The organism is Afipia sp. MLSD5-FHT05B12 (assembly GCF_058793355.1).
In genome coordinates this window covers 62,435-86,859 of the sequence record NZ_JBXAFS010000013.1, presented here as the reverse complement: position 1 = coordinate 86,859, position 24,425 = coordinate 62,435, and the positions used below count along the sequence as shown (strand labels likewise).

Sequence of the window (24,425 nt, the reverse complement as noted above, 5' to 3'; positions counted from 1 at the left end):
GCGCACGTCGTGGAAACCCGCGAATGAGCACACCCCTCGACATTATTGTTCCGGTTGTGATGGGCGCAGCCCTGCTGTGGTGGATCGGCCGTGGCATGGGCGGGCGATCGATGCTGATCGCTACGGCTGTGACGCTGGCGGTGATCGTGGGTGTGCTGCTGATCCAGAATGCCGGCTGGCGCTGACGCGGCTGCTGCGAGTTCCCGTCACCACCTCATACCGGCGAGCCTTGTGGCTTCCCTGCACTTGCCGTCATCTCATCGCTCGATAACAATCCGCCAAAGTCACCATGACGGGGCTGAGTCGATGGGCACCATCCATTCAGTGGGCGGCACCAAGAAGCCGGCATACGCAGGCAGAATCCTGTTGCTTGGCGCGGCCGTGAGCCTCGTTACAATTACGGCCGTATCGGCGGCCGATCTGCCGGTCAAGGCGAAGCCCGTCCAGTACGTGAAGATCTGCTCTCTCTACGGCGCGGGCTATTACTACATGCCCGGCACCGATACCTGCATCAAGCTCAGCGGTTATGTGCGCGCCGATGCCAACGTGTTGGGCGGCAACTACAACAAGCCCGGATGGGATCAGGCCAACGCCGAAGGGACCAAGTCACGCGACCGGGACTACTTCACGTCGCGCGTGCGCACGGAGCTTCAGATCGAGACCCGCACACAGACCGAGTATGGCGTGGTGCGCACTTACATGAATCCGAGATTCCAGTTCGATACCGGCGCCGGGCCGTCGAGCGGCGTGATCACGCTGGACTACGGTTTCGTTCAGTTCGCGGGCTTCACCATCGGCAAGGCGCTTTCTGTCTTCCAGACTCCGTGGGGCTCATCCGGCGCGAACAGCAGCACGTCGTTTCTGATCGGCGGTTATGACAACATCAACGGCATCACGCAGCTCGCCTATGCGTGGGAATTCGGCAATGGCGTTTCGGCGCAGGTGGCCGTGGAAGACAATCGCGTCATCAATCGCGCACCGCTGCTCAATGCCAGCCTGACGCAACCTGCGACGGGCGTATTCAGCGGTGTCTTCACCAACTCCTATGGCGGCAACGTCGCTCCGGATTTCGTTGGAAATATCCGGATCGACCAGAAATCCTTCACTGCGCAACTGTCCGCGGCAGCCCATAACGTCCATGCCAACTACTACGCCGGGCCCGGCGGTGTGGCCTCTGTCGAAACAGATGGCCATCCGGACGATGTCTGGGGCTTTGCTGTCATGGGCGGCCTTCAACTGAAGGATTTGCCGACCGGCCCCGGCGACAAGCTGTCGCTGGACGTCACCTATGTCGACGGCGCGGCGAAGTATCTCATCAGCGGCGTGACCGGCAGCAGCTTCGACGCGTTTAGCGGTTCAACGAATTTCGCCGGCAGCTATCAGGGTATGGCGGTGCTGTCGTTGCTAGACGGCGTCTACACAACGGGCAGCCGGATCGAGAAAACGACAGGATGGGGCTTCCGTGGCGGTTTTCTGCATAACTGGTCACCCACCTGGCAGACCGGCGTGTTCGGCAGCTACACCCATATCGAATACAATGCGAACGCCACCGCGGCGTTTTGCGCCACGTTCACCGCGCTGTCGCCGAAATCGAACGGCTTCACATGCAATCCGGACTTCAACATCTGGCAGATCGGCACCCGCACCGCATGGACTCCGGTCAAGAACCTGACGCTCTCGGCGGAGGTCATGTACACCGTGCTCGACCAGTCGCATACCGGCTCGCAAACGCTGGCGAACCCCGGCCCGTTGACCGGCACGTTCAAGCCGACCGCCGTCTATGATTTCAAGGATCAGGGTGTGATCTCGGGCAGCGTCGGCGTTCGCCGGACCTTCTGACCAAGCACGGCTGGAGAACGCCGCCATTCACCGCCGCGCTTATGACCGCAGCGATTTCTTCCCGCGCCGGTTTTCCGGACGCCGGTAGTCGCGCTTCTTCGGCTTCGGAGCCAGTTCCGGCATGTCCGCCTGCACGGCGCGATACTGTTTCAGCATCCGCTGGAACGTCGCATTGAGTTCTGTTTCGATCTCCGCGCGCCCCTCCAGCCTGCTGAGAACCATTCCCGCAGCCTCGATGGTCGACAGGCCGTCGCGGCGCGGCTCCTTGCGCAGCTTGCCGTAAAGCGAGGGGTGCGCCGGTCCAAGAATAACGCGCTGGCATTTCAGCATCCACGCGTTGCGCCACCACAGCGCCTTGGCCTGACTCCACGTCCCGTCAAGCAGCACCACGCCTTCAATGTCCTTCAGGATCGCTCGCTGATGATCCTCGATCTCGCCCTTGCGGTTGATGGCGACCAGGTCGCGATCCGTGGCGAGATCGGCAACCTTGGCCGACCCGAGATAAAGCACGGCCCAGCGCTGCGGATCGACATCGCGTCCGAGCGCCTTGGACAGACTCGGCCACGACAGGCCTATCTTGAGTGTTGCCCTCTCGAAATGCTGAGCAGTCAACCGCGCGGTACCAAGTGCCCTGTCCTGTTCCTGCGGGTGTTGCAGGATCAGCAGTTCGATCCGGTTAGGGATTGGCGTGATGCTGTCGCAGATGCACAGCGGCAACGGCTTGCCGCAGCGAGCGCATTCCTCGATCTCCTCGGGCGCATCGGCGGCTGGTTTGGCTTTGGCGGCTTTTGACATGTGTCCGGCTATACGCTGCGCACCATGTCACGGCAACCGTCAGGCATCGCCTTGGAGGACAATTCGATCAGGCCTCCTTGGGCTTCGGGGACCGCCGGTGCCGAAGCCATCCACCCAGTAAACGCCGCTTGCCGTCGCGCGGGATCAGATCGATGTCGCTGACGAGTTTCGCGCCTCCCTTGCGGCGCTCAAGCGTGATCTTGCGGCTGTGGAATTCTTCCAGCTCGGGGCGATGCGCGACGCTGATGATCGTGGCGTCGTTCAGTTCCTTCTGAAGCAGCTCCATCATCTTGTCCTGCCCGGGCTCGTCGAGCGCCGACGTTGCTTCATCAAGGACAATGATCTCGGGCCGGTGCAGAAGCAACCGCGCGAACGCCAGCCGCTGCTTTTCGCCGCCCGACAACGTCTGATCCCACGGCGCGTCCTCTTCGAGCTTTTCCTTCAGGTGTGCGAGCCCGACCTTTTTGAGCGTCGCCGCCATTTGTTCGGCCGTCCAGTCCTCGGCGGCGCCAGGATAGGCAATCGCGCGCCGCAATGTTCCCGTCGGGACGTAAGGCTTCTGCGGCAGCATGAAAATCCGGCGATCCGGATGGAAATCGATGCTGCCGCTGCCCCATGGCCAGAGCCCGGCAATGGCACGCACCAGCGTGCTCTTTCCGGTGCCAGATTCGCCGGCAACAAGAACACGCTCACCGGTCTCAATCACCACCTCCGACTCCCCAACGACAGCCGTGCCGTCGTTCAACGTGACGGACAGTTCGCTCAAGCGCAGCATGGCGTCGCCCTCGGTCTCTCCCCGTTCGATGCGGTTGACGCCATCGCCGGTTTCGGCGCGCTCGAGGCCGTCGAGCGACATCATCAGCGATGCGATGCGCCGCGCGCCCGCGTTCCATTCGGCAAGACGCGGATAATTGTCCACCAGCCAGCCGAAAGCAGCCTGCACGATCGTGAATGCCGATGCCGCCTGCATGACATGTCCCAGCGACATACTTCCTTCCAGAAACTTCGGCGCGCAGAGCAGGATCGGAATCACCGGCGCAATCAGGCTTGACCCTTGCGACACAATCGTGGTTCGCATGTGCTGGCCGCATATCCTCGCCCATTGCCGCAGGACGTTCCCGAAGGACTTGTCGATACCCGCGCGTTCTTCCTCCTCGCCGCCAAGCAGTGCGATGCTCTCGCCGTTCTCGCGCACACGGGTCAACACGTAGCGGTATTCAGCCTCCGCCTGGTTCTTGCTCTCGGATACGGACGCGAAGTTCCGGCCAATGATCGTCATGGAGCCGCTGGCAATCGCCGCGTACACGACGGCCGCGATGACGAGGAATCCCGGGACGATGACGGTGCTGCCCCCGACGGACAATGTCAGCGCGCCACCGATGGTCCACAACACGACGATGAAGGTGGCCGCCGAGAGAAACGCCTGTGTGACACCGGCGGCGAAATCCACCGGCGCGTCGGTCGCAACCCGCAGATCCTCGGCAATTCGGTATTCGGGATTCTTGTGATCGCCGTCGACCAGATTGAGCTGATAGTAGCGGCCATTGGTCAGCCATCGCGACACGACGGAGTTCGTCAACCACGCGCGCCAGCGCCGCTGAATGGTCATGCGAGCAAAGACCTGCACGACACCGAGAGCAACGCTGCCAATCGCGAGCGGAAAGAATATCCCGGTCAGATAGAAAACCTTGGCGGCATCCTTCTTCTCGATGGCGTCGAAGATCAACCTGTTCCAGACGTTGATGCCATACTGAAACGTGATTTGCAGAACGATCAGTGCGATCAGGCCGATGCTCAGAACCCACGCCAGACGGCCTCCGCCCGCGCCCCAAAAGCCGCGCGCGCTGATCCAGAAACGGGTCAGCAGATAATCGCGTTTGAGCTGTTCGATTTCCTCGACCGACAGCCCAGGTTCGGGTTCAACCATTTCGGGCGGTGGCGCTTCAACCGGCTCTCCAGTCTCCGCGACAACGTCTTGAATCGTCGGTTTATTCATACCGGCCCAACGCCAGTGGAACCCCAAAGTTCCCGAGCAAAGTGCGCTGCCACAAATCGGCTATTCGGCAGGTGCGGCGTCCGTCACCGGCGCGTGTCGCTCCCGGCCGCGCAGCCTGTCGATCAAGAGATAAATCACCGGCGTCGTGTAGAGCGTCAGGATTTGGGAGACGATCAACCCGCCGATGATGGTGATGCCGAGCGGCCTGCGCAGCTCTGTCCCCGGCCCGACCGCCACCACCAGCGGCACCGCGGCGAGCAGCGCCGCCATCGTCGTCATGATGATCGGCCTGAACCGCGCGAGGCTGGCCTCGAAGATAGCATCCTCCGACGACAGGCCGCGATGCCGCTCGCCCTCGAGAGCGAAGTCGACGATCATGATGCCGTTCTTCTTCACGATGCCTATCAGCAGAATGATCCCGATAAACGCGATCACCGTCAGCGGCGTGTTGGTGATCTGCAACGCCAGCAGCGCACCAAGCCCGGCCGGAGGCAATGTCGAAATGATCGTCAGCGGGTGGGCGAGGCTTTCATACAGAACGCCCAGAACGATGTAGACCGCGATCAGCGCACCGAGAATAAGCAGCGGCTGTTTGCTCGCTGTCTTCTGGCTGTCGGCGGCGTTGCCGGCGAACTCGCCGCGAATGCCTTCGGGCATGTGCAACTCCTCGACCGCGCGCAGGATGTTGTCGGTCGCGGTTTGCAGCGGCACGTTGTCAGGGACATTGAACGAGATCGTATTCGATGGGAACGACGCCTGATGGAAAACAGACAGCGGCGACAGGCCGCGTTCCATCCGCACGACCGCTGACAGCGGCACCTGAGCATCCCCCGCACCAGCGACATAGATCTTCTCGAGCGCCGCGGGATCACCCTGTAGCCGCGGCTCAACCTCCAGAACGATCTTGTACTGGTTACGCTGGGTATAGATGGTCGATATCTGCCGCTGCGAGAATGCATTGTTCAGGGCGTTATCGATGTCCTGAACCTGCACGCCGAGGCTCGCGGCCGTCTTGCGGTCGATCGACAGGTTCAGCGCCAGACCGGCGGCGTCGCGGTCGCTCGAGATATCCGTGATGCCTTCGACGGTTTCGAATCTCTTCGCGACAATGGGCGCCCACTTTGCCAGCAACTCCAGATCCGAGCTGATGAGCGTGTACTGGTAGTTGGAGTCGCTCTGGCGTCCGCCTGCCCGCAAATCTTGCGCTGCGAACATGAACAGCCGGATACCCGGCACCGCGCCGAGTTTTCGTCGGAGACGATCGATCACCTGCGTCGTCGACAAGCCACCGCGCTGGTCGAGGTCCTTCAGGCTGATGAACATGCGGCCCGTGTTGGAACCGCCCCCGCCCGGCCCGCCGCTGCTGCCAAGGCTCGATCCGACGCCCGCGACAGCGGGATCGGCCATCACGATGTCCGCGATCCGCTGTTGGAGACCGAGCATGGCCTGAAACGAGACATCGGGCGATGCGCGCGTCGCGCCGATCACGAGGCCGCTATCATCCGTCGGAAAATAACCCTTCGGCGTCTTGATGTAGAGCGTCACCGTCAGTGCGATGGTAGCGACAAACACCAGCAGGGTGAGTATCGGAAAACGCAGCACGACGTGCAGGCTCCGCTCATAAAACCGCAAGATACGCGACAGGCCGCCCTCGACCACCCTGTCGAACCATGTCGCGTCCGGCGAAACCGTGGACTTGATGTAGTGCGCGCAGATCATCGGCGTTACGGTCAGCGACACCCCCATCGACACCAGAATGGCAAAGGTAAGCGTCAGCGAGAATTCGCGGAACAGCCGACCGATAATGCCCTCCATGAAGATCAGCGGCGTAAACGCAGCCACCAGCGAAATGCTGATCGACAGCACCGTAAAGCCGATCTGTTTCGCTCCCAGCAGCGCGGCCTGATAAGGCTTCATGCCCTCCTCGAGATTGCGGTACATGTTCTCGATCATGACGATGGCGTCGTCGACCACGAAGCCGACCGAGACCGCCAGAGCCATCAGTGACAGGTTGTTGATCGAAAAGCCTGCGACCCACATCAGGGCGCAGGTCCCCGCCAGTGCCAGCGGCACGGAAATGCCCGCCGCGATGGTCGGCGTCATCCGGCGCACGAACACGAACACCACCAGCATGACCAGGAATGCCGTCGCTCCGAGCGTCCACTCCATATCCTCGACATTGGCGCGGATGGTTCCAGTGCGATCCGAGAGAATCGAAATCTCCACACCGCCCGGAATCCATTGCTTCAGTTCGGGCAGCAACGCTTTCACCCGATCCACGGTGTCGATGACGTTGGCGTCCTGCTGCTTGGTAATCAGGATCAGAACGGCGGGCTGCTTGTTGAACCAAGCGATGGAGCGGCTGTTGCGCGTCGCATCGAGGACGGTGGCGACGTCGGCAAGCTTCACGAAATTTCCGCTGGACGACTTGATGATGATATCGCGGAACTGAGCGGCCGTGCGCATCTGCGGGTTGGCGGCGAGCGTTTCGCCGAGGACCGGACCGTTGAAGGCTCCGACCGGGCCAATCGCATTGGCGTTGACGATGGCAGTGCGGACATCGTCGCTGGCGATGCCCGCTGTCGCCAGCGCACCGGGATTGAGCTGGACGCGAATGGCGGGCTGATCCGCGCCACTTACCGTTGCCTCGCCTACCCCCGGCACCTGTGAGATGCGCTGGGCGACGACCGTGTCCGCGACGTCATAAATCGCGCTCGGCAGCATGGTCTTCGAGGTTAGCGCGATGATCAGCACCGGAGCCGCTGCGGGATTGGCCTTGCGGAAATTCGGCAATGTCGGCAGATCGCTCGGCAAATCCGCGAGCGAGGCATTGATCGCAGCCTGCACATCGCGCGCGGCGCGGTCGATATTGCGGCCGATAGCAAATTGCAACGAGATGCTGGTCGTGCCGAGCGAACTCGTTGATGTGATCTGATCAATGCCGGCGATTTCCCCAAGCCGCCGCTCCAGGGGTGCTGCGACGGTGGAGGACATGATCGTTGGATCGGCACCGGGGCGAGACGCCGAGACCCGAATCGAGGGGAAATCGACCGAGGGAATGCTCGCAACCGGGAGGAAGTTATAGGCGACTGCTCCGACCAGAAACAGGCCGATGGCCAGCAGTGTGGTGCCGACGGGCCTGCGGATGAATGGTTCGGAGAGTGACGCCATGGCTAGGACATGAGGAGTTTGGATGAAGACAACAACGGCGTCATCCTGAGGTGCGAGCCCTTGCGAGCCTCGAAGGATGATGGCCATGAAACGCCGCCGCCCTTCGAGGGCTTCGCTGCGCTTCGCCACCTCAGGGTGACGGCTTGCGCCGCGTAGTGACTTAAAGTCTTCATACGCGAATGTCCGGTATCCGGCATTTGTTTCACTGGACGCCCTCCGTGGCTCCCGCGATCGGAGGCGACGGCTTGCCGGTGTCATCCGGCGGCACCGCGGCTTCGATCCGGCGATTGATACGGTCGAGCGCAAGGTAGATAACCGGCGTCGTATAGAGCGTGAGGATTTGCGAAACGATCAATCCGCCAATGATCGACACGCCGAGCGGGAAGCGAAGCTCCGAACCCGTCCCGCTTTCGAGCGCCAGCGGCAACGCGCCGAACAGTGCGGCCAGCGTCGTCATCATGATCGGGCGGAAACGCAACAGACACGCCTTCACGATCGCGTCGTAGGCGGACAGGCCCTGATGACGCTCCGCTTCCAGCGCGAAATCGATCATCATGATCGCGTTCTTCTTCACGATGCCCATGAGCAGAATAATTCCGATCAGTCCGATCACCGACAGGTCCTGCCCGCAGATGATCAGTGCCAGGATCGCGCCGACGCCCGCCGACGGCAGCGTCGAGAGAATGGTGATCGGATGGATGTAGCTTTCGTACAGCACCCCTAGCACGATGTAGATCGTCACCAGCGCGGCGAGGATCAGCCACGGTTGCCCCGACAGCGACTTGGCGAATTCGGCGGCGTCGCCCGAATAGAGCCCGACGATGTTACCCGGCATGCCGATGCGCTTTTCGATCTCGGCCACACGCTCGACCGCGTTGCCGAGTGCTTCGCCGGATGCAAGATTGAATGACAGCGAGACCGCCGGAAACTGCGACTGATGCGAGATCGACAGCGGCGCGGTCGTTCGGATCACGGTCGCTACGGCGTCGATCGGCACCTGAGCGGTCGGCGCTCCCGAGGCTCCGGCGGAGCCAGGAACATACAGCTTCGACAGCACCGACGGATCGCGCTGATACTCGGGCAGCGCTTCAAGAACCACGCGGTACTGGTTGGCCTGACCGAAGATCGTTGAAATCTGGCGCTGGGCGAAAGCGTCGTTCAGCGTATCGTTGACCGCCTGCACCGAGACGCCAAGCTGGCCCGCGCGCTGGCGATCGACATTGACCAATGCCCGGAGACCGCCCTCCTGCCCGTCCGATGACACATCGCGGAACATCGGGTCGCGCCGCATCTCCTGCACGAGCTTGTTCGCCCATTCGATGACGGACGGCGCATCGGTAGCGGTCAGCGTGTACTGATACTGCGATCGGCTCGATCGCGTGCTGATCTGAACGTCCTGCACCGCCTGAAAGTAGACGGTCATCCCGGGAACGGCGGCAACGCGCTGCTTCAGCCGTTCGACAACCACGGCGATGTCGGTCTTGCGCTCACCGCGCGGCTTCAGCGTCAAAACAAGACGCCCGACATTCGTGGTGGGGTTCACCGACCCAGCGCCGATCACCGAAACGACACCGACGATATCGGGATCGGCCTTGATGACATCGGCGACCTGGGTCTGCCGCAACTTCATATCCGAGAACGACACCTCGGTGCCGGCTTCGGTGACCGCCGTGATCGAGGCAGTATCCTGCAACGGCAGGAAGCCCTTCGGGGCGATGACATAGAGCGCAAGAGTCGCAACGATGGTGAGGAGCGTGACGATCAGCGTCGCGCGCTGATGCCGCAGCACAACGAGCAGTGTGCGCTCATAGAAGGCCACCATCCGGTCGATCCAGCCGCTGAGCGTGGCGAGACCGGGGACGGCGAATTCCTCGCGATGCATTTTCAAAAGCCGCGAACACATCATCGGCGTCAGGGTCAGCGACACCACAGCGGATGTCACAACCGCGATTGTCAGCGTCAGCGCGAACTCCCGAAACATGCGCCCCACGAGGCCGGACATGAACAGCAGCGGGATGAACACCGCGATCAGCGATACCGTGAGCGAGATCACCGTGAAACCGATTTCGCTGGCGCCGCGCAGCGCGGCGTCCATCACGCCCTCGCCGTCTTCCATATGCCGGACGATGTTCTCGATCATCACGATGGCGTCGTCGACCACAAAACCGGTGCCGATGGTGAGCGCCATCAGCGACAGGTTGTCGAGGCTGAAACCAGCGAAATACATCACCCCGAAGCTGGTAATCAGCGAGAGCGGCAGCGCGACACCCGCGATCAGGGTGGCGCGCAGCGAGCGCAGGAAAATCAGAACCACGAGCGTCACCAGCACGACGCTCAGCACCAGCGTGAACTGCACGTCGCGAACGGACGCCTTGATGGTGACGGTGCGGTCGCTGACCACGGTCAGGTCCACGCCCGCGGGAACGGCCTTCTGGAGCTTGGGTATCTCTGCCCGGATCTGCCGCACCACCTCGATCACGTTGGCGCCGGGCTGGCGTTGGATCTCGATAACGACCGCAGGCTTGCCCTGATACCACGCGCCGGTCTTCTCGTTCTCCAGTCCATCGACGATCCTGGCGACATCGCCGATCGTGACGGGCGAACCGTTGCGGTAAGCAATGATGATAGGCTTGTAGGCATCGGCGGTGGCGATCTGGTCGTTGGCGGCGATGGTGTAAGCCTGCTGCGCGCCGTCGAGCGATCCCTTTGGGCCGGACACGTTGGCGCCGGCAATCGCCGTGCGCAGGTCTTCCATCGAGATGCCGTAGGCGGCGAGCCGGGCGAGATCGGCCTGCACGCGAACGGCGGGTTTCAATCCGCCAAGGATGGACACGCGGCCGACGCCGGAAATCTGCGCCAGCCGCTGCGCCATCATGGTGTCCGCGAGATCGCTCATCGCGCGCAGCGGCGATGTCTCCGACGTCATTGCCAGCGTCAAAACCGGCGCGTCGGCTGGATTGACCTTCGCATAGGTCGGCGGATACGGCAGGTTCTTCGGCAGCACGCCCGCCGCGGCATTGATCGCGGCCTGCACATCCTGCGTCGCGCCGTCGATGTCGCGGTTCAAATCGAACTGAAGCGAAATCTGGCTGACGCCGAACGAACTCGTCGAGGTCATCGAAACCAGCGACGGGATTTGCCCGAGCTGGCGCTCAAGCGGCGCGGTGATCAGCGACGCCGCGACATCCGGGCTGGCGCCCGGCAACTGGGTCGTCACCTGCACCGTCGGAAAGTCGACCTGCGGCAGCGCCGACACCGGCAGCGCCCAGTATCCGAGCGCGCCGCCGATCAGCAGCGCCACGCCGAGCAGCGAGGTCGCAATCGGACGGTGGATGAATGGCTCAGAGACGCTCATCGATGCGCGCTCACAGGTTCGACATCATGCGGCCGGCTCACTGCGGTGCTTTCGCACCGCCGCCCGGTTGTTGCTGCCCGCCTTGCGGCGCAGCCCCCTGCTCCTTCTGACCGCTGCGCCGCTCGCCGCGCTGGCCCTGTCCCTTCTCGCCGCCACCCTGCCGCTTGCGTGGCGCGAGATCCGGCGTCGGGGTCTGATAATCCTTGCTGATATTGACTCTCGCGCCCTCGGACAGATTGGCGAAACCGGTCGTCACAACCTGATCGGCGACCGTAATGCCAGAGGCAATGACAGCGATGGTCTCATTCTGCAGCGTCACCGTGACCGGACGTGCAGCAACGGTATTGTCCTGACCAATGATGTAAACAAACGTGCCGGCCGGGCCGCGCTGCACCGCAGCGGTCGGAACGACGATCGCCTTGTCGAGGGTATTCACCTTCAGGCGCACGTTGACGAATTGCCCAGGCCAAAGCTGGAAATTGCTGTTGGGAAACTCCGCCTTCACCTTCACGGTGCCGGTGGTCTGGTCCACCTGGTTATCGATGCCCGCCACCTTGCCGGTGTCGACGACGGTCTTGCCGTCATTGCCGAACACGTCGACCGATAGCGGCCCCTTCGCCGAGGCCGCATTGACGCGGACGATCTGCTGCTGCGGCAGGCTGAACTGAATGGCGATTGGCTGGAGCTGCGTGATCACCACGACACCCGTCGTGTCCGAGGTCTGAACGATGTTGCCCTGATCGACCTGACGAAGTCCGGCGCGGCCGGACAACGGCGCGATGATCTTGGTGTAGCCGAGTGTGGCCTGCGCATTGTCGATTGCCGCCTGATCGGATTTCACCAGCGCCTCTAACTGTGCAACCAGCGCCTTCTGCGTATCGGCCTGCTGAGCGGTTCCCGCCTTCGACAGCGCCAGTTGCTGATACCGCACCAGATCCATTCGCGCGTTGGTGAGCGTCGCTTCGTCCTGCGCCTTCTTGGCGACGGCCTGATCGTACTGCGCCTGGTAGATCACCGGATCGATTTCGGCCAGCACATCGCCTTTTTTGACGTCCTGACCTTCCTTGAAATTCACCGACAGCAGCTTGCCGTTCACCTGCGCGCGCACCGTCACGTTGTTCAGCGCGCGGACGGTACCGACGCCGTCGAGATAGACCGGCACGTCCTCGATACGGGGTGTCGTGGCGAGCACAGGAATCGCGAAATCGGGCCGTGTGCGGGTCGCGGTTTCGGTCTTCTTGAAATAGGCCCAGCCAAGATACCCAAGGCCGCCGATGATGAAGAGCCACACGGCAATCGAGACGGTTCGCCGCCTCGCGCCCGACGCCACGCGCGCGACTCCTTCGCCAGCCGCCTTGGCCTTTTCATTCAGCTCGGGCTTAAAGAGCATTCGCCGGCCCTTCTGTCCTTGGCGACCAACCACCGCCCAATGCCTGATAGAGAGTCACAACCGCTAGCAGCCGGGCGAGTTGGAACTGCGCCAGCGAATCTTCAGCCTGAAATAGCGTCAATTGCGTGTTTAGCACAGTTACGATGTCGGCTGTGCCGGCACGAAGCTGCCGTTCGGACAGCTCGAACGCCCGCCTGGAGGACGACACCACGATGCGCTGGAGCCGCAGCCGCTCGTTCGCCTGCTTGAGGGTCGAGAGCGCCGTATCCACGTCGGCGAAGGCCGACACCACGGTCTTGCGATAGGCTTGCAACAACTCATCTTGCCGTGCCTGCTGCAAGTCGAAGTTGGCCTGAATCCGTCCGGCGTCGAAGATCGGCTGCGTTAGTCCAGCCGCGACGTTGAAGAACGCCGACTGCGGGGTGAACAACATCGCCAGCTGGGCGCTCTGGTAGCCGCCCTGTCCGGTCAACTGAATGCTCGGGAAGAACTGCGCCCGGGCACTGCCGACATTCGCAGTCGCCGAGGCCAGCTGGTTTTCCTGACGCCGGATGTCAGGCCGCTGCGTCAGGAGGTCGGATGGAATTCCCGGCGTCACGAGAGGAATCGCAATGCTTCCGAGCGATCCGCCGGTCAGTCGCACCCGCTCCGGCGGACGTGCAACCAGCGTTGCGAGAATATTGGCATTCTGATCCAGCGCCTGCCGCAGCGGCGGCACAGCGGCTTTCTGGTTTGCCAGCAGGCTCTCCTGCTGCGCGAGGTCGAGATCTGAGCCTGTCCCCGCATCGACGCGCGCCTTGATGGCGTCGTAGATGCGCTGCGCGCTGGCGATGTTGCGCATTGCGATGTTGATCCGCTCCTGCGCGGCCACCACCTGGAAGTAGGCATTGGCGACGCTTGCCAGTGTGGTCAACGCAACCACATCGCGATCGAAGCGGTTGGCGTTGGCGGTTTCTTCAGCGGCCAGCAAGGCGTCGCGATTCTTGCCCCAGAAATCGATCTCGTAGCTCGCACTCAGCGACGCGGTGTGATTCGTGACCTCGCCGCGGCCCGTGATCGGCGTCGCACTCGAAACCGTCCCTGTCGTGCGCGACGACCGCGACCGCGAGCCGGAGAATGTTCCCGTGAGACTCGGCAGCAGTGCAGCACCCGCCGTCTGGGCCAGCGCGTCCGCCTGCCGGATTCGGGCGACCGCGGCGGCAATGTCGAGGTTGACGGTCTGGGCCTCTTCCATGAGGACAGTCAGTTCCTTTGAGCGGAAGCCGCGCCACCAGTCCAGCGTCGGCGGCATGCTGTCGGCGGCACCTGTGGCTGACTTGTAGGCGGCAGGCACATCCAGCGCCGGGTCCGGCAGATCGGACGTGAGAATGCAGCCGCCCGACATGGCCGCGATGGCCAGCGCTGCGCACAGCGCGAACGAAGGCTGCGGAAATGCTCCACGTCTCAACTTGAAGGGCAGTTCAAACACCGGGACGAACATTCTCCGAAAGGGCGGCTCGTGGTCCGATTCCACGGGCATCCCATTCTACAGGGCCGTTCTGCCCCCGGACAGGCATGTTCCGCCGCCGTCCTCAAGACGAGCACGACCTGTGTTTCCCGGGTGTCAGGTCCGGAATTCGACTTAGCCAGCAAACAAAGGGTTTCCTGCGTTCATCGATCTGAACGGCGGCAAGTCTTACCAAGATTTCATGTGGACCTGGCGTCCGAAACCCCCGGCCGGACGTGGCCTTCACACCGCAACCGGACGGGTTCCCGACACTTGCGTCTTTGGCTAAAGGGCGCAAGAATTGTGGCAAGACCAACAGCGAAGGACCGTTCGGCGGACAACCGGCCGACACACGCGAGCAGAAGATTTGGACGCAGAGCCACATCACACTGATGGAATTGCGCGATGTCTGACCTGATCATCCTGACCCCCGACACTGTCGAGGAGGTCTTGCCGGACGTGCCTAAACTGGTCCGATTTGCAATCAAGTTCGCATCCAATCTCAGGCGCGGCACGCTCGACATGACGTTGCCAGACGGCCGCATTGTCCGCTGCGGCGGGCTGGAGCCCGGCCCCGCCGCGCAGATGACGATCTACAACTACAATTTTGCGTGGCGGCTGGCGCGCGGCGGCGACATCGGTATTGCCGAGGCCTATCTGCGCCGCGAGTGGGACACGCCAAACCTCACGCAGTTTCTCTACGTCTTCTGCGTCAATCACGATCTGATCCAGACCATGCTCGGCGGCAAACCGATCGCGCGGTTCGTGCAGTCACTCCGTCACTGGTTCAACCGCAACACCAGGCGGCAGGCGCGCCGCAATATCTACGCGCACTATGACATCGGAAATTCGTTCTACTCGGCGTGGCTCGATCCGAGCATGACCTATTCGTCGGCGCTGTTCGAGGACGATACCCACGACCTCACCGCCGCGCAGCACAACAAGTACCGGCGTCTCGCCGAGGCGATCAACCTGCAGCCCGGACAGCGGGTGCTGGAGATCGGCTGCGGCTGGGGCGGATTCGCTGAATACGTCGCGAAGAATTACGATGCCAGGGTCGTCGGGCTGACCATCAGCACCGAGCAACGCGACTTCGCGCAGAAGCGGATGCAGGCCGCAGGCCTGAGCGATAAGGTCGAGATCAGGTTTCAGGACTACCGCGACGAGCGCGGGCAGTATGACCGGATCGCTTCCATCGAAATGATCGAGGCCGTCGGCGAACAATTCTGGCCGCAGTATTTCAGCCAGCTCCGTGACCGCCTCGCCCCCGGCGGTTTCGCTGGTATTCAGGCGATTACCATTCAGGACAAGTTCTTCCACGCCTACCGGCGCGAGGTGGATTTCATCCAGCGCTACGTTTTTCCGGGCGGCATGCTGCCGTCGCCGCAGGTACTGAAATCGCTCGGCGAGAAGTTCGGCGTCCCTGTTATCCGCGAGCGCATATTTGGAGAAGATTATGCCAAGACGCTTGCGACATGGAGAGACAACTTCCGCACGGCATGGCCGAACCTGATGCCGCTCGGATTCGACGAGCGCTTCCGGCGGTTGTGGGAATACTACCTCGCCTACTGCGAAGCAGGCTTTCTCTCCGGCAATATCGATGTGCGTCAGGTCGTGTTCGCCAAATCGGGTTAACGGGTCAGTTCAACGCCCTCAGAAAGCAAGCAGATCACGCCTGCAAGTACTGCCCTTGTCGGAACGGCGGGCCGCCTCTAGGCTGATCCCTGAAACAGCCGCCCTTCCCCTTGCCTCCTGATACATCCGGTCCCGGGTCCTTCAATATCATGCACATTCGCAAAGACGTCATCGATGCCATCGGCAACACCCCACTCATCAAGCTGAAGCGCGCGTCCGAGGAGACCGGATGCACGATTCTCGGCAAGGCCGAATTCATGAATCCCGGGCAGTCGGTGAAGGATCGCGCCGGCAAGCAGATGATCCTGGAAGCGGAGAAGCGCGGCGACCTCAGGCCCGGCGGTCTGGTTGTCGAGAGCACCGCGGGCAACACCGGAATCGGCCTCGCCCTCGTCGCTGCCGCGCGCGGCTATCGCACCATCATCGTGATCCCGGAAACGCAAAGCCAGGAAAAGAAGGACGTGCTGCGGCTGCTCGGCGCGGAGCTGGTCGAAGTGCCGGCGCTGCCCTTCAGCAATCCGAACAATTATCAGCACGTCGGCCGCCGTCTCGCGGAAGAACTGCGAAAGACCGAGAAGAACGGCGTCATCTTCGCCGACCAGTGGAACAACCTCGACAACCGTAAGGCGCACTACGTCTCGACCGGCCCCGAAATCTGGGATCAGACGGACGGCAAGGTCGATGGCTTCATCTGCTCGATCGGCAGCGGCGGCACGCTCGCGGGTACGGCGACTTTCCTGCGCGAGAAGAAGAAGGACATCAAGATCGGTGTTGCCGATCCGCGCGGCGCTGCGATGTACAACTACTTCGATCACGGCGAGGTCAAATCGACCGAGGGCGGATCGATCACCGAAGGCATCGGCCTTGGCCGCATCACTCCGATCATCGAGGACGTCAAGGTCGACAAGGCCTATCTCATCGAGGACGCTGAAGCCGTGCCGATCGTGTTCGACCTTCTCGAACACGAGGGCATTTGCGTTGGCGGCTCTTCCGGCATCAATATCGCGGGCGCTATCCGGCTGGCGAAGGATCTCGGCCCCGGCCATACCATCGTGACCATCCTCGCCGACTACGGCACGCGCTATCAGTCGAAGCTGTTCAACCCGGACTTCCTGCGCTCGAAGAATTTGCCGGTGCCGGAATGGCTGGAGCGCAAGAGTACGATCAAGCCGCCGTTCGAGAAGGTGTGATCGAAGTGATCCGGATTCCCTCCTAGCGCAAGATCGTGATATGCGGGCTTGACCCGCGTATCCATCACTTTTCATAAAGCGAATTTTACGAAGCCGATGGATGGTCGGGTCAAGCCCGGCCGTGACAATCAACGTTCTTACCGATCGTCATTCCGGGGCGCGAGCACTTGCGAGCGAACCCGGAATCCAGATGTTATCTCCGATGAACTCTTCTGGATTCCGGATCAGCCCGCTGCGCGGCCTGTCCGGAATGACACATTGAGGCATTCACCTCAAAATCTGACTCAAGAACAATTTGGTCCGCGCGTGCTGCGGGTTCGAGAAGAATCTGTCCGGCGTGTTGGCTTCGACGATCTGCCCGGCATCCATGAACACGACGCGATCCGCAACCTCGCGGGCAAAACCCATCTCGTGGGTGACCACCAGCATGGTCATCCCCTCCTTGGCGAGATCGACCATGGTTTCGAGCACTTCCTTGACCATCTCAGGGTCGAGGGCCGAGGTCGGCTCGTCGAACAGCATCACTTTCGGATTCATGGTGAGCGCGCGCGCGATCGCCACGCGCTGCTGCTGGCCGCCTGAAATCTGACCGGGATACTTGTCGGCCTTGTCGGGAATCCGCACGCGCTCGAGATATTTCATCGCCGCGGCTTCTGCGTCCTTCTTCGGAATGTTGCGCACCCAGATCGGCGCCAGCGTGCAGTTTTCCAGCACGGTCAGGTGCGGAAACAGATTGAAGCTCTGGAACACCATCCCGACCTCGCGGCGCACGTCATCGACGCGGCGCAGGTTCGGACCAAGCTCGATGCCATCGACAACGATGCGGCCCTCCTGAAAATCCTCCAGCGCATTGATGCAGCGGATCAGCGTCGACTTGCCGGAGCCGGACGGCCCGCAGATCACGATGCGCTCGCCACGGCCGACCGCCATGCCGATATCGCGCAGCACATGGAAGTCGCCGAACCACTTGTTGAGGCCCGAGATGTTGACGATTGCGTCTGCGGTCATGGTTTCATCTCAGACATTTTTGTGGGCGTTCAGCCGCCGCTCGACGAACAGCGAATAGCGCGACATTCCAAAGCAGAACACGAAGTAGATGATGCCGGTGAAGGCAAAGCCGGTGAACAGTGTGGTTGGCGTCGCCCAGTTCGGATCGGCGAACGACGCCCGCAACTGTCCGAGCAGATCGAAGATCGCCACGATCAGCACCAGCGTGGTGTCCTTGAACAGCGCGATGAAGCTGTTGACCAGAGCAGGGATGACATTCCGCAACGCCTGCGGCATCACGATCAGGCCGGTGGTCTTCCAGTAGGATAGCCCGAGCGCATTCGCGGCTTCCGCCTGCCCGCGCGGAACCGCCTGCAACCCGCCGCGGATGACCTCGGCATTGTAGGCGCCGGCGAACAGCGCGATGCCGATCAGCACGCGCACCAGTCCATCGACGGTGAAGTTTCCCGGCAGGAACAGCGGCAGCATATAGGTCGCGAAAAACAGCACGGTAATCAGCGGCACGCCGCGCCAGAATTCGATGAAGGCAATCGAGAATACGCGGATCAGCGGAATGGTTGAGCGCCGCCCAAGTGCCAGGATCATCCCGACTGGCATCGACGCGACGATGCCGGTGACCGACACAACAAGCGTCACCAGCAGCCCGCCCCACGACCGTGTATCGACGATGGGCAGGCCGCCCTGATCGAGGCTCATCATCGCAATCACGATGGCAATGCCCGCGAAGGTCGCGATACTCTTGAACAGTGCGCGCCAGCCGTTGCGGAAGCCGCCGGTGAGGAAAAACATCAGCAGGGAAACGATGATCGCGGTCGCAGCAAGATCGGCCCACAGCGGCGAATGGAATCGCTCAGTGTAGTCGCGCAGCCATTCGGCCGGCCAGATCAGGATGGCAAGTCCGTCACCGATCCATCCAACCAGCCTGCCGATGAACGACAGGCCCTGTCCTAAAGCCCCTCCGATTGTCGTGGCGGCCAGCCGGGCGCCTGCGTCCTGGAAGCTGGAAGCCAGTCCCGATCCGAGATCGGCCAGCCAGTGAATGGCAAAGCCTTTCAGGCCGCCGCCGCGCAGCAGGAAGAAGCCGATGATGGGATAGGCCGCAAAGAACAGCCCGGAGTTAAGCGCCTTTGCCGGCGCGCGCGGGATCAGCAGCGGCAGCAGCAGAAGTGCGCCCAGCGCAAACGTCAGATTGACCCGCCAGCGCTGGTCCGCCGGATAGAAGCCGTAGATGAACTGATCGAATTTTGCCTGCACGAACGGCCAGCACGCGCCGACCACACGCCCGACATTCGCTTCAAGGCAGGCATTCCGGTCGCTGCCTGTCCATACCGCGTCGATCAGCATGAACTTTACAAACGGGACAAGGATCAGCCACAGCAGCACGGCGCCTGCGATCGTCATCGCAATGTTCAGCGGCGAATTGAACAGCCGCTCGCGCGCGAAGCCGATGACACCTGTTGTCCTGACCGGAGCGCGGCGTGGTTCGGCAATCTTCTCCCGGACAAATGAGGCGGCCTGCTCCGTCATGCGGCGAGGCTCCGGTTCAGACGCCAGCCGTAAAAACTCATGATCGCGCTCGTCACCAGCGAGATCAGCAGATACACGCCCATCGTCAGCGCGATGATCTCGACCGCCTGTCCGGTCTGGCTCAGCGTTGTTCCGGCGAAGACCGAGAACAGATCGGGATAGCCGATCGCGACCGCCAGCGAGGAGTTCTTGGTGAGGTTGAGATACTGATTGGTCAGCGGCGGCAGGATCACGCGCATGGCCTGCGGGATCACGACAAACCGCAACGTCTCGCCGCGCGACAGCCCGAGCGACGCTCCCGCTTCCATCTGCCCCTTGGGCACGGACTGGATTCCCGCCCGAACGATCTCGGCGATAAACGCCGCAGTATAGGTCGAGAGCGCAATGGTGAGCGCGGCGAACTCCGGCAACACCTTGGCGCCGCCGGCAAAGTTGAAGCCCTTCAACTGCGGCATATCGAATGCGAACGGCGCCCCGAAGACCAGGACGGCCAGCGCCGGCAAACCAATCAGCATCGCCAGCACGAAGGGCCAGATCGTCAGTTTCTCACCGGCGGCAAACAGTTGCCTGCGGGCGTAGAAACGCATCAGCAGCGACGCCACGATACCGATCGCAATGGCGACCATGAACACGCCGAACCCCGGTTGCGGGACGGGGTCAGGCACGATCAGTCCACGATTGCTCAGGAAGATCGTTCCGAGCAGCGAGATGCTCTGGCGCGGGCTTGGCAGCGTTGCCAGCACGGCGAGATACCAGAACAGAATCTGGAACAGCAGCGGCAGATTGCGGATCACTTCGACGTAGCCGCCGGAAATCCGCGCCAGCAGCCAGTTCGGCGACAGCCGCCCCAGCGCCACGAGTACGCCGATGATGGTCGCGATCACGATGCCAACGACGGAGACCAGCAGGGTATTCAGCAACCCGACAACGAAGACGCGAGCGTAGGTATTGCTTTCCGTGAACGGGATCAGCGCCTGACTGACGGCGAAGCCTGCGGTGTTCGACAGGAAGCCGAGGCCGGACGCGATCCGCTGCGCCTGAAGGTTGGCCCGCGCATTCTCGACAATCTCATACCCGATCCAGACGACGGCTGCGACGAACACGATCTGGACGATCACACCGCCCCACCCCGCCTGCCCGCCAAGCGCACGGCGAAGCCGTGCAACCAGTTGGAGAGGAGGCTTGCGGGGTCCGGTTGCCATTGCCGTATTCGGCAATGCCGTCAACGGATCGGCGGCGCGTATTGTAGACCGCCCTGATTCCAGAGCTTGTTCAATCCGCGGGCGATGCCGAGCTTCGATCCCGCACCGACATTGCGATCAAACGACTCGCCGTAGTTGCCGGTGGCCTTGATGATGCGCGTGACCCAGTCCTTCGTCAGGCCGAGCTGTTCGCCGAGATTGCCGTCGGTGCCGAAAATCCGCTTCAGTTCAGGCTTGCTGGACTTCGCCATCTCGTCGACGTTCTTCTGGGTCACCGCATATTCTTCGGCATTGATCATCGCGAACAACGTCCACTTCACGATGTCGAACCACTGGTCGTCACCGTGACGCACCACAGGGCCGAGCGGTTCTTTCGAGATCACCTCGGGCAAGACGGCGTGATCGTTCGGCGCGGCGAGCTTGAGGCGCTCGGCGTAAAGCTGCGAAACGTCCGATGTGAACACGTCGCAGCGGCCCGACTCGTAAGCCTTCACCGTTTCATCCGCGGTGCCGAACGCGATCAGCTCATACTTCATGTTGTTACCCTTGAAGTAGTCCGAGACGTTCTGCTCGTTGGTGGTGCCGGTCTGGACGCAGATCGACGCACTGTTCAGTTCCAGCGCCGAATTGACCTTGAGCGACTTGCGGATCATGAAGCCCTGGCCGTCGTAGTAGGAAATCCCGGTGTAGTTCAGGCCGAGCGAGGTATCGCGCGAGAGCGTCCAGGTCGAGTTGCGCGAGAGCACATCGATCTCGCCCGATTGCAACGCCGTGAACCGGTCCTTCGCCGACAGCGGCACGAACTTCACCTTGTTCGGATCGTTGAAGATCGCCGCCGAGAGAGCACGGCAGACGTCGACGTCGAGGCCGGTCCAGTTGCCCTTGTCGTCAGGCGCCGAGAATCCGGGCAGGCCCTGGCTGACGCCACAGGACAGGCTGCCGCGATCCTTGATGCTCTGAAGCGTCCCCCGGTCCTTCGGCTTGTCCTGCGACTGCGCGTGGGCTGCCTGGATGGCGAATGCTGCGAGAACAGGAATAAGAGCGAGCGATACCCGTTTCATAGAACGACCTTTCCCGATAATTCCGCGCTGGCGACGAACAACGTCGCGGGACGCGAAACGATCCTGCTGAAGCGCACAAATCCTAGCTAAATATCTGGTCTGCATAACAGAACGCCGAGCGCGACGGGTCAAGGGGTTGACGTCCGCCATTGCGGTCAGCTTACTGACCCATAAGGCAGCACACTGCCCATTGTCGAGCAGCCCGCACCGCGGCTGCGGCAAGATGACTTGTACAAGTGACCGTCACATGATTTCCCCAAAAGACAACCGCCCGTCCAAACCGCTTGATCCGCAAACCGAACTGGTCACGTCCGGACGCGACACCGTCGCGCAAAAGGGCTTCATTAATCCGCCTGTCGTGCGCGGTTCGACGGTGCTTTATCCAACGGCCGAAGACCTCCACGCGCACCGCGGCGAGTTTCAATACGGACGGCACGGCACCCCGACCACAAAGGCACTCCAGCAGGCCCTGATGGCCCTCGAGGGGCCGAACTGTGCCGGCGTGGGACTTGCACCGTCCGGCGTGGCCGCGATTTCCACAGCGCTGCTGGCGATTCTCAAGTCCGGCGATCACTTACTCGTCATCGACAGCGTGTATCGCCCCACGCGAAACTTTTGCGACAGCCTGCTCAAGCGCTACGGCGTCGAGACCACCTATTTCGATCCGCTGATCGGGGCCGGCGTCGAGAAGCTGTTCAAGCCGAACACCAGGGCCGTCCTCGTTGAAGCGCCCGGATCGCAGTCATTCGAGATGCCGGACATTCCGGCCATCGCGGCCGCTGCGCACGCCAAGGGCGCGCTCGTTATCGACGACAACACCTGGGCCACGCCGTTGTTTCACCGCTCGCTCGATCAGGGCGTCGACATCAGCATCCAGGCCGGAACGAAATACATCGGCGGTCACTCGGACATCATGTTCGGAACGATCTCGGCCAACGAGAAAACCTGGCCGCCGATTGCCGAGGCGATTCGGCTGCTGGGCGTTTGCGCGGGACCTGACGATGTTTTTCTCGCGCTGCGCGGGCTTCGGACTCTGGCCGTGCGGCTCGCGCATCACCAGCAAGCGGGTCTCGACATGGCGCGCTGGTTCGCGGCACGCCCGGAAGTTCAGCGGGTGATTCATCCCGCGCTTGAAACCGATCCCGGGCACGCGATCTGGAAACGCGACTTCACCGGCGCCACTGGTCTGTTCAGCATCGTGCTGAAGCCGGCATCGAAGCAGGCGGTCGATGCGTTCCTCGACACGGTCACGCTGTTCGGCATGGGCTATTCGTGGGGCGGATTCGAGAGCCTTGTGATTCCGTTCGACTGTTCGTCATACCGCACGGCGACGACATGGAATCCGGGTGGTCCCACGCTGCGTTTCCACATCGGGCTTGAGAATCTCGATGATCTGAAAGCCGATCTCGATCGCGGTTTCGCGGCGCTGAAGGCGGCGACCTGACGGCCGCGCCGTCATCCTGAGGTGCGAGCGCTTGCGAGCCTCGAGGATGACTATCCGCGATACAACCGTCGCCCTTCGAGGCTTGGCGGCTTTGCCGCCAGCGCACCTCAGGGTGACGGCGTACCGGAGTTCAGCTCTTCTCGACCTTTGAACCCGAACCACGGCTCTTCACGATCAGCATGATGTTGCGGATGTAGATGATCGTCGCCAGCCCCTGCCCCAGAATAATCACCGGCTCGCGCTTGGCGATGCCGTAGATCAGGGTCATGAACCCGCCGCCCATCGAGAAGAACCAGAACGCCATCGGCACCACGCTCTGGCCGGCGCGCTCGCTCGAAATCCACTGCACGAGAAATCGCGCGGTGAACAGCAACTGCGCAATCAGGCCGAACGCGAGCCAGAAATCGAACTTCGCGACGAACACATCGTAGAGATAATTACCAAGATCCTGACCGAACTGAATCAGCATCAGGTCACCTCCGTTGCGACCGGCGTGGATTTCTTGCGGCGGATCAGCCACCACACGCCCGCAAGATCCATGATCCCGATCCACAGCCGATCGAAGAACCCGTAGTTCGACACACCGGAATGCCGAGGACGGTCGATCACATCGACATAGACAATGTCGTACCCCTCCCGCCGCACCAGCGCCGGAAGAAAACGATGCAGACCATCGAAATATGGCAAAGCAAGGAACACGTCACGGCGCAGCGCCTTCAATCCGCAGCCGGTGTCGCGCGTGCCGTCATGCAGGATCGCGTTGCGCACGCCGTTGGCCGCGCGCGACTGAAATCGCTTGAAACCGGTATCCTTGCGGCCGACGCGCTGACCGGCAGCGAGGCCGACCTTGTCGCCGCCCTTCTCTATCGCTTCGATCAGGGCCGGAAGAAACGCCGGATTGTTCTGCCCGTCGCCGTCCAGCGTTGCCACGATCTTTCCGCGGGCCGCGCGAACCCCTGTCCGCACCGCTGCCGACTGGCCGCTTGAGGCGGCATGCCGGATATGGCGCACGTTGTTTCGCGCCTTCATCTCGGCGGCGAGCCGCTCGCCGGTGGCATCGGTCGATCCATCGTTGACGTAGATGATCTCATAGGCCCAGCGGCCATCGAGCGCCGCCGCGATCTCGGCGATCAGCGGCGCGACGTTGTCCTGCTCGTTGCGGACGGGAACCACAATCGATACGTCAGGGGCCGGCAGGCCGGAGTGTGCTGGTTGATCGCTCATGTGCGCTCGTGTCCTAAATCCGAAGTTCGCCTCATTTTGCCGAACGCTCCATAGCGAACTTCGGATTTAAAAGGACACGAGAAAACTATAGTTCCAGTGTGG

Annotated in this window: 17 protein-coding genes; 5 read left to right on the top strand and 12 right to left on the bottom strand. The window is 62.1% G+C overall.

Features of this window, described 5'->3' with window-relative positions:
- The first annotated feature begins 23 nt into the window (after positions 1-23).
- A complete protein-coding gene (locus tag AC1Q6J_RS16805) occupies positions 24-185 on the top strand; it encodes a hypothetical protein (protein WP_492280357.1) in 162 nt (53 codons plus the stop codon).
- A 121-nt stretch (positions 186-306) separates the two neighbouring features.
- Complete coding sequence (locus AC1Q6J_RS16800) at positions 307-1,839, top strand: porin (protein WP_492280356.1); 1,533 nt, start codon at positions 307-309, stop codon at positions 1,837-1,839.
- Between the two features lie 39 nt (positions 1,840-1,878).
- Here AC1Q6J_RS16800 and AC1Q6J_RS16795 read toward each other — a convergent pair whose 3' ends face one another.
- From AC1Q6J_RS16795 to AC1Q6J_RS16770, 6 genes are all read right to left on the bottom strand, one after another.
- Positions 1,879-2,634, bottom strand: a complete 756-nt coding sequence (locus tag AC1Q6J_RS16795; protein ID WP_492280355.1) for a tRNA-uridine aminocarboxypropyltransferase — start codon at positions 2,632-2,634, stop codon at positions 1,879-1,881.
- A 67-nt stretch (positions 2,635-2,701) separates the two neighbouring features.
- Positions 2,702-4,630, bottom strand: coding sequence for an ABC transporter ATP-binding protein/permease (locus AC1Q6J_RS16790; RefSeq protein ID WP_492280354.1), 1,929 nt, complete (start codon positions 4,628-4,630; stop codon positions 2,702-2,704).
- A 60-nt stretch (positions 4,631-4,690) separates the two neighbouring features.
- The gene (locus AC1Q6J_RS16785) at positions 4,691-7,801 is read right to left on the bottom strand and encodes an efflux RND transporter permease subunit (RefSeq protein WP_492280386.1); all 3,111 of its coding nucleotides are present in this window, start codon (positions 7,799-7,801) and stop codon (positions 4,691-4,693) included.
- A 202-nt stretch (positions 7,802-8,003) separates the two neighbouring features.
- The gene (locus AC1Q6J_RS16780; protein WP_492280353.1) at positions 8,004-11,156 is read right to left on the bottom strand and encodes an efflux RND transporter permease subunit; all 3,153 of its coding nucleotides are present in this window, start codon (positions 11,154-11,156) and stop codon (positions 8,004-8,006) included.
- Between the two features lie 37 nt (positions 11,157-11,193).
- Entirely contained in the window at positions 11,194-12,546 is a 1,353-nt protein-coding gene (locus AC1Q6J_RS16775) for an efflux RND transporter periplasmic adaptor subunit (RefSeq protein WP_492280352.1), read from the bottom strand.
- Positions 12,536-14,026 carry an efflux transporter outer membrane subunit gene (locus tag AC1Q6J_RS16770; RefSeq protein ID WP_492280351.1) on the bottom strand — a complete coding sequence of 497 codons (1,491 nt, stop codon included), beginning with the start codon at positions 14,024-14,026 and terminating at the stop codon, positions 12,536-12,538. Before AC1Q6J_RS16770 ends, AC1Q6J_RS16775 begins: the two co-directional genes overlap by 11 nt.
- A gap of 411 nt (positions 14,027-14,437) precedes the next feature.
- Here AC1Q6J_RS16770 and AC1Q6J_RS16765 point away from each other — a divergent pair, with 411 nt between their 5' ends.
- Positions 14,438-15,667, top strand: coding sequence for a class I SAM-dependent methyltransferase (locus AC1Q6J_RS16765; protein ID WP_492280350.1), 1,230 nt, complete (start codon positions 14,438-14,440; stop codon positions 15,665-15,667).
- Between the two features lie 149 nt (positions 15,668-15,816).
- Positions 15,817-16,857 (top strand): cysteine synthase A, encoded by a 1,041-nt coding sequence (locus tag AC1Q6J_RS16760; RefSeq protein WP_492280349.1) that lies wholly within the window; start codon positions 15,817-15,819, stop codon positions 16,855-16,857.
- 267 nt (positions 16,858-17,124) lie between these two features.
- Here AC1Q6J_RS16760 and AC1Q6J_RS16755 read toward each other — a convergent pair whose 3' ends face one another.
- Genes AC1Q6J_RS16755 through AC1Q6J_RS16740 form a run of 4 tightly spaced genes read right to left on the bottom strand, consistent with a single transcriptional unit; the run spans position 17,125 to position 21,655 of the window.
- Positions 17,125-17,865 carry an amino acid ABC transporter ATP-binding protein gene (locus tag AC1Q6J_RS16755; protein WP_492280348.1) on the bottom strand — a complete coding sequence of 247 codons (741 nt, stop codon included), beginning with the start codon at positions 17,863-17,865 and terminating at the stop codon, positions 17,125-17,127.
- Between the two features lie 9 nt (positions 17,866-17,874).
- Positions 17,875-19,392, bottom strand: a complete 1,518-nt coding sequence (locus AC1Q6J_RS16750; RefSeq protein ID WP_492280347.1) for an amino acid ABC transporter permease — start codon at positions 19,390-19,392, stop codon at positions 17,875-17,877.
- Positions 19,389-20,594 (bottom strand): amino acid ABC transporter permease, encoded by a 1,206-nt coding sequence (locus AC1Q6J_RS16745; protein WP_492280346.1) that lies wholly within the window; start codon positions 20,592-20,594, stop codon positions 19,389-19,391. Before AC1Q6J_RS16745 ends, AC1Q6J_RS16750 begins: the two co-directional genes overlap by 4 nt.
- A 20-nt stretch (positions 20,595-20,614) precedes the next feature.
- Complete coding sequence (locus AC1Q6J_RS16740; RefSeq protein ID WP_492280345.1) at positions 20,615-21,655, bottom strand: amino acid ABC transporter substrate-binding protein; 1,041 nt, start codon at positions 21,653-21,655, stop codon at positions 20,615-20,617.
- Between the two features lie 247 nt (positions 21,656-21,902).
- On the opposite strand from AC1Q6J_RS16740, the gene metC reads away from it, so the two are divergent.
- Positions 21,903-23,099, top strand: a complete 1,197-nt coding sequence (gene metC / locus AC1Q6J_RS16735; protein ID WP_492280344.1) for a cystathionine beta-lyase — start codon at positions 21,903-21,905, stop codon at positions 23,097-23,099.
- Positions 23,100-23,229: 130 nt separating this feature from the next.
- Here metC and AC1Q6J_RS16730 read toward each other — a convergent pair whose 3' ends face one another.
- Together AC1Q6J_RS16730 and AC1Q6J_RS16725 are read right to left on the bottom strand one after the other, a co-directional pair.
- Entirely contained in the window at positions 23,230-23,568 is a 339-nt protein-coding gene (locus AC1Q6J_RS16730) for a lipid-A-disaccharide synthase N-terminal domain-containing protein (protein WP_492280343.1), read from the bottom strand.
- Positions 23,568-24,323, bottom strand: coding sequence for a glycosyltransferase family 2 protein (locus AC1Q6J_RS16725; protein ID WP_492280342.1), 756 nt, complete (start codon positions 24,321-24,323; stop codon positions 23,568-23,570). The genes AC1Q6J_RS16730 and AC1Q6J_RS16725 overlap by 1 nt, the downstream gene beginning before the upstream one ends.
- Between the last annotated feature and the right edge of the window lie 102 nt (positions 24,324-24,425).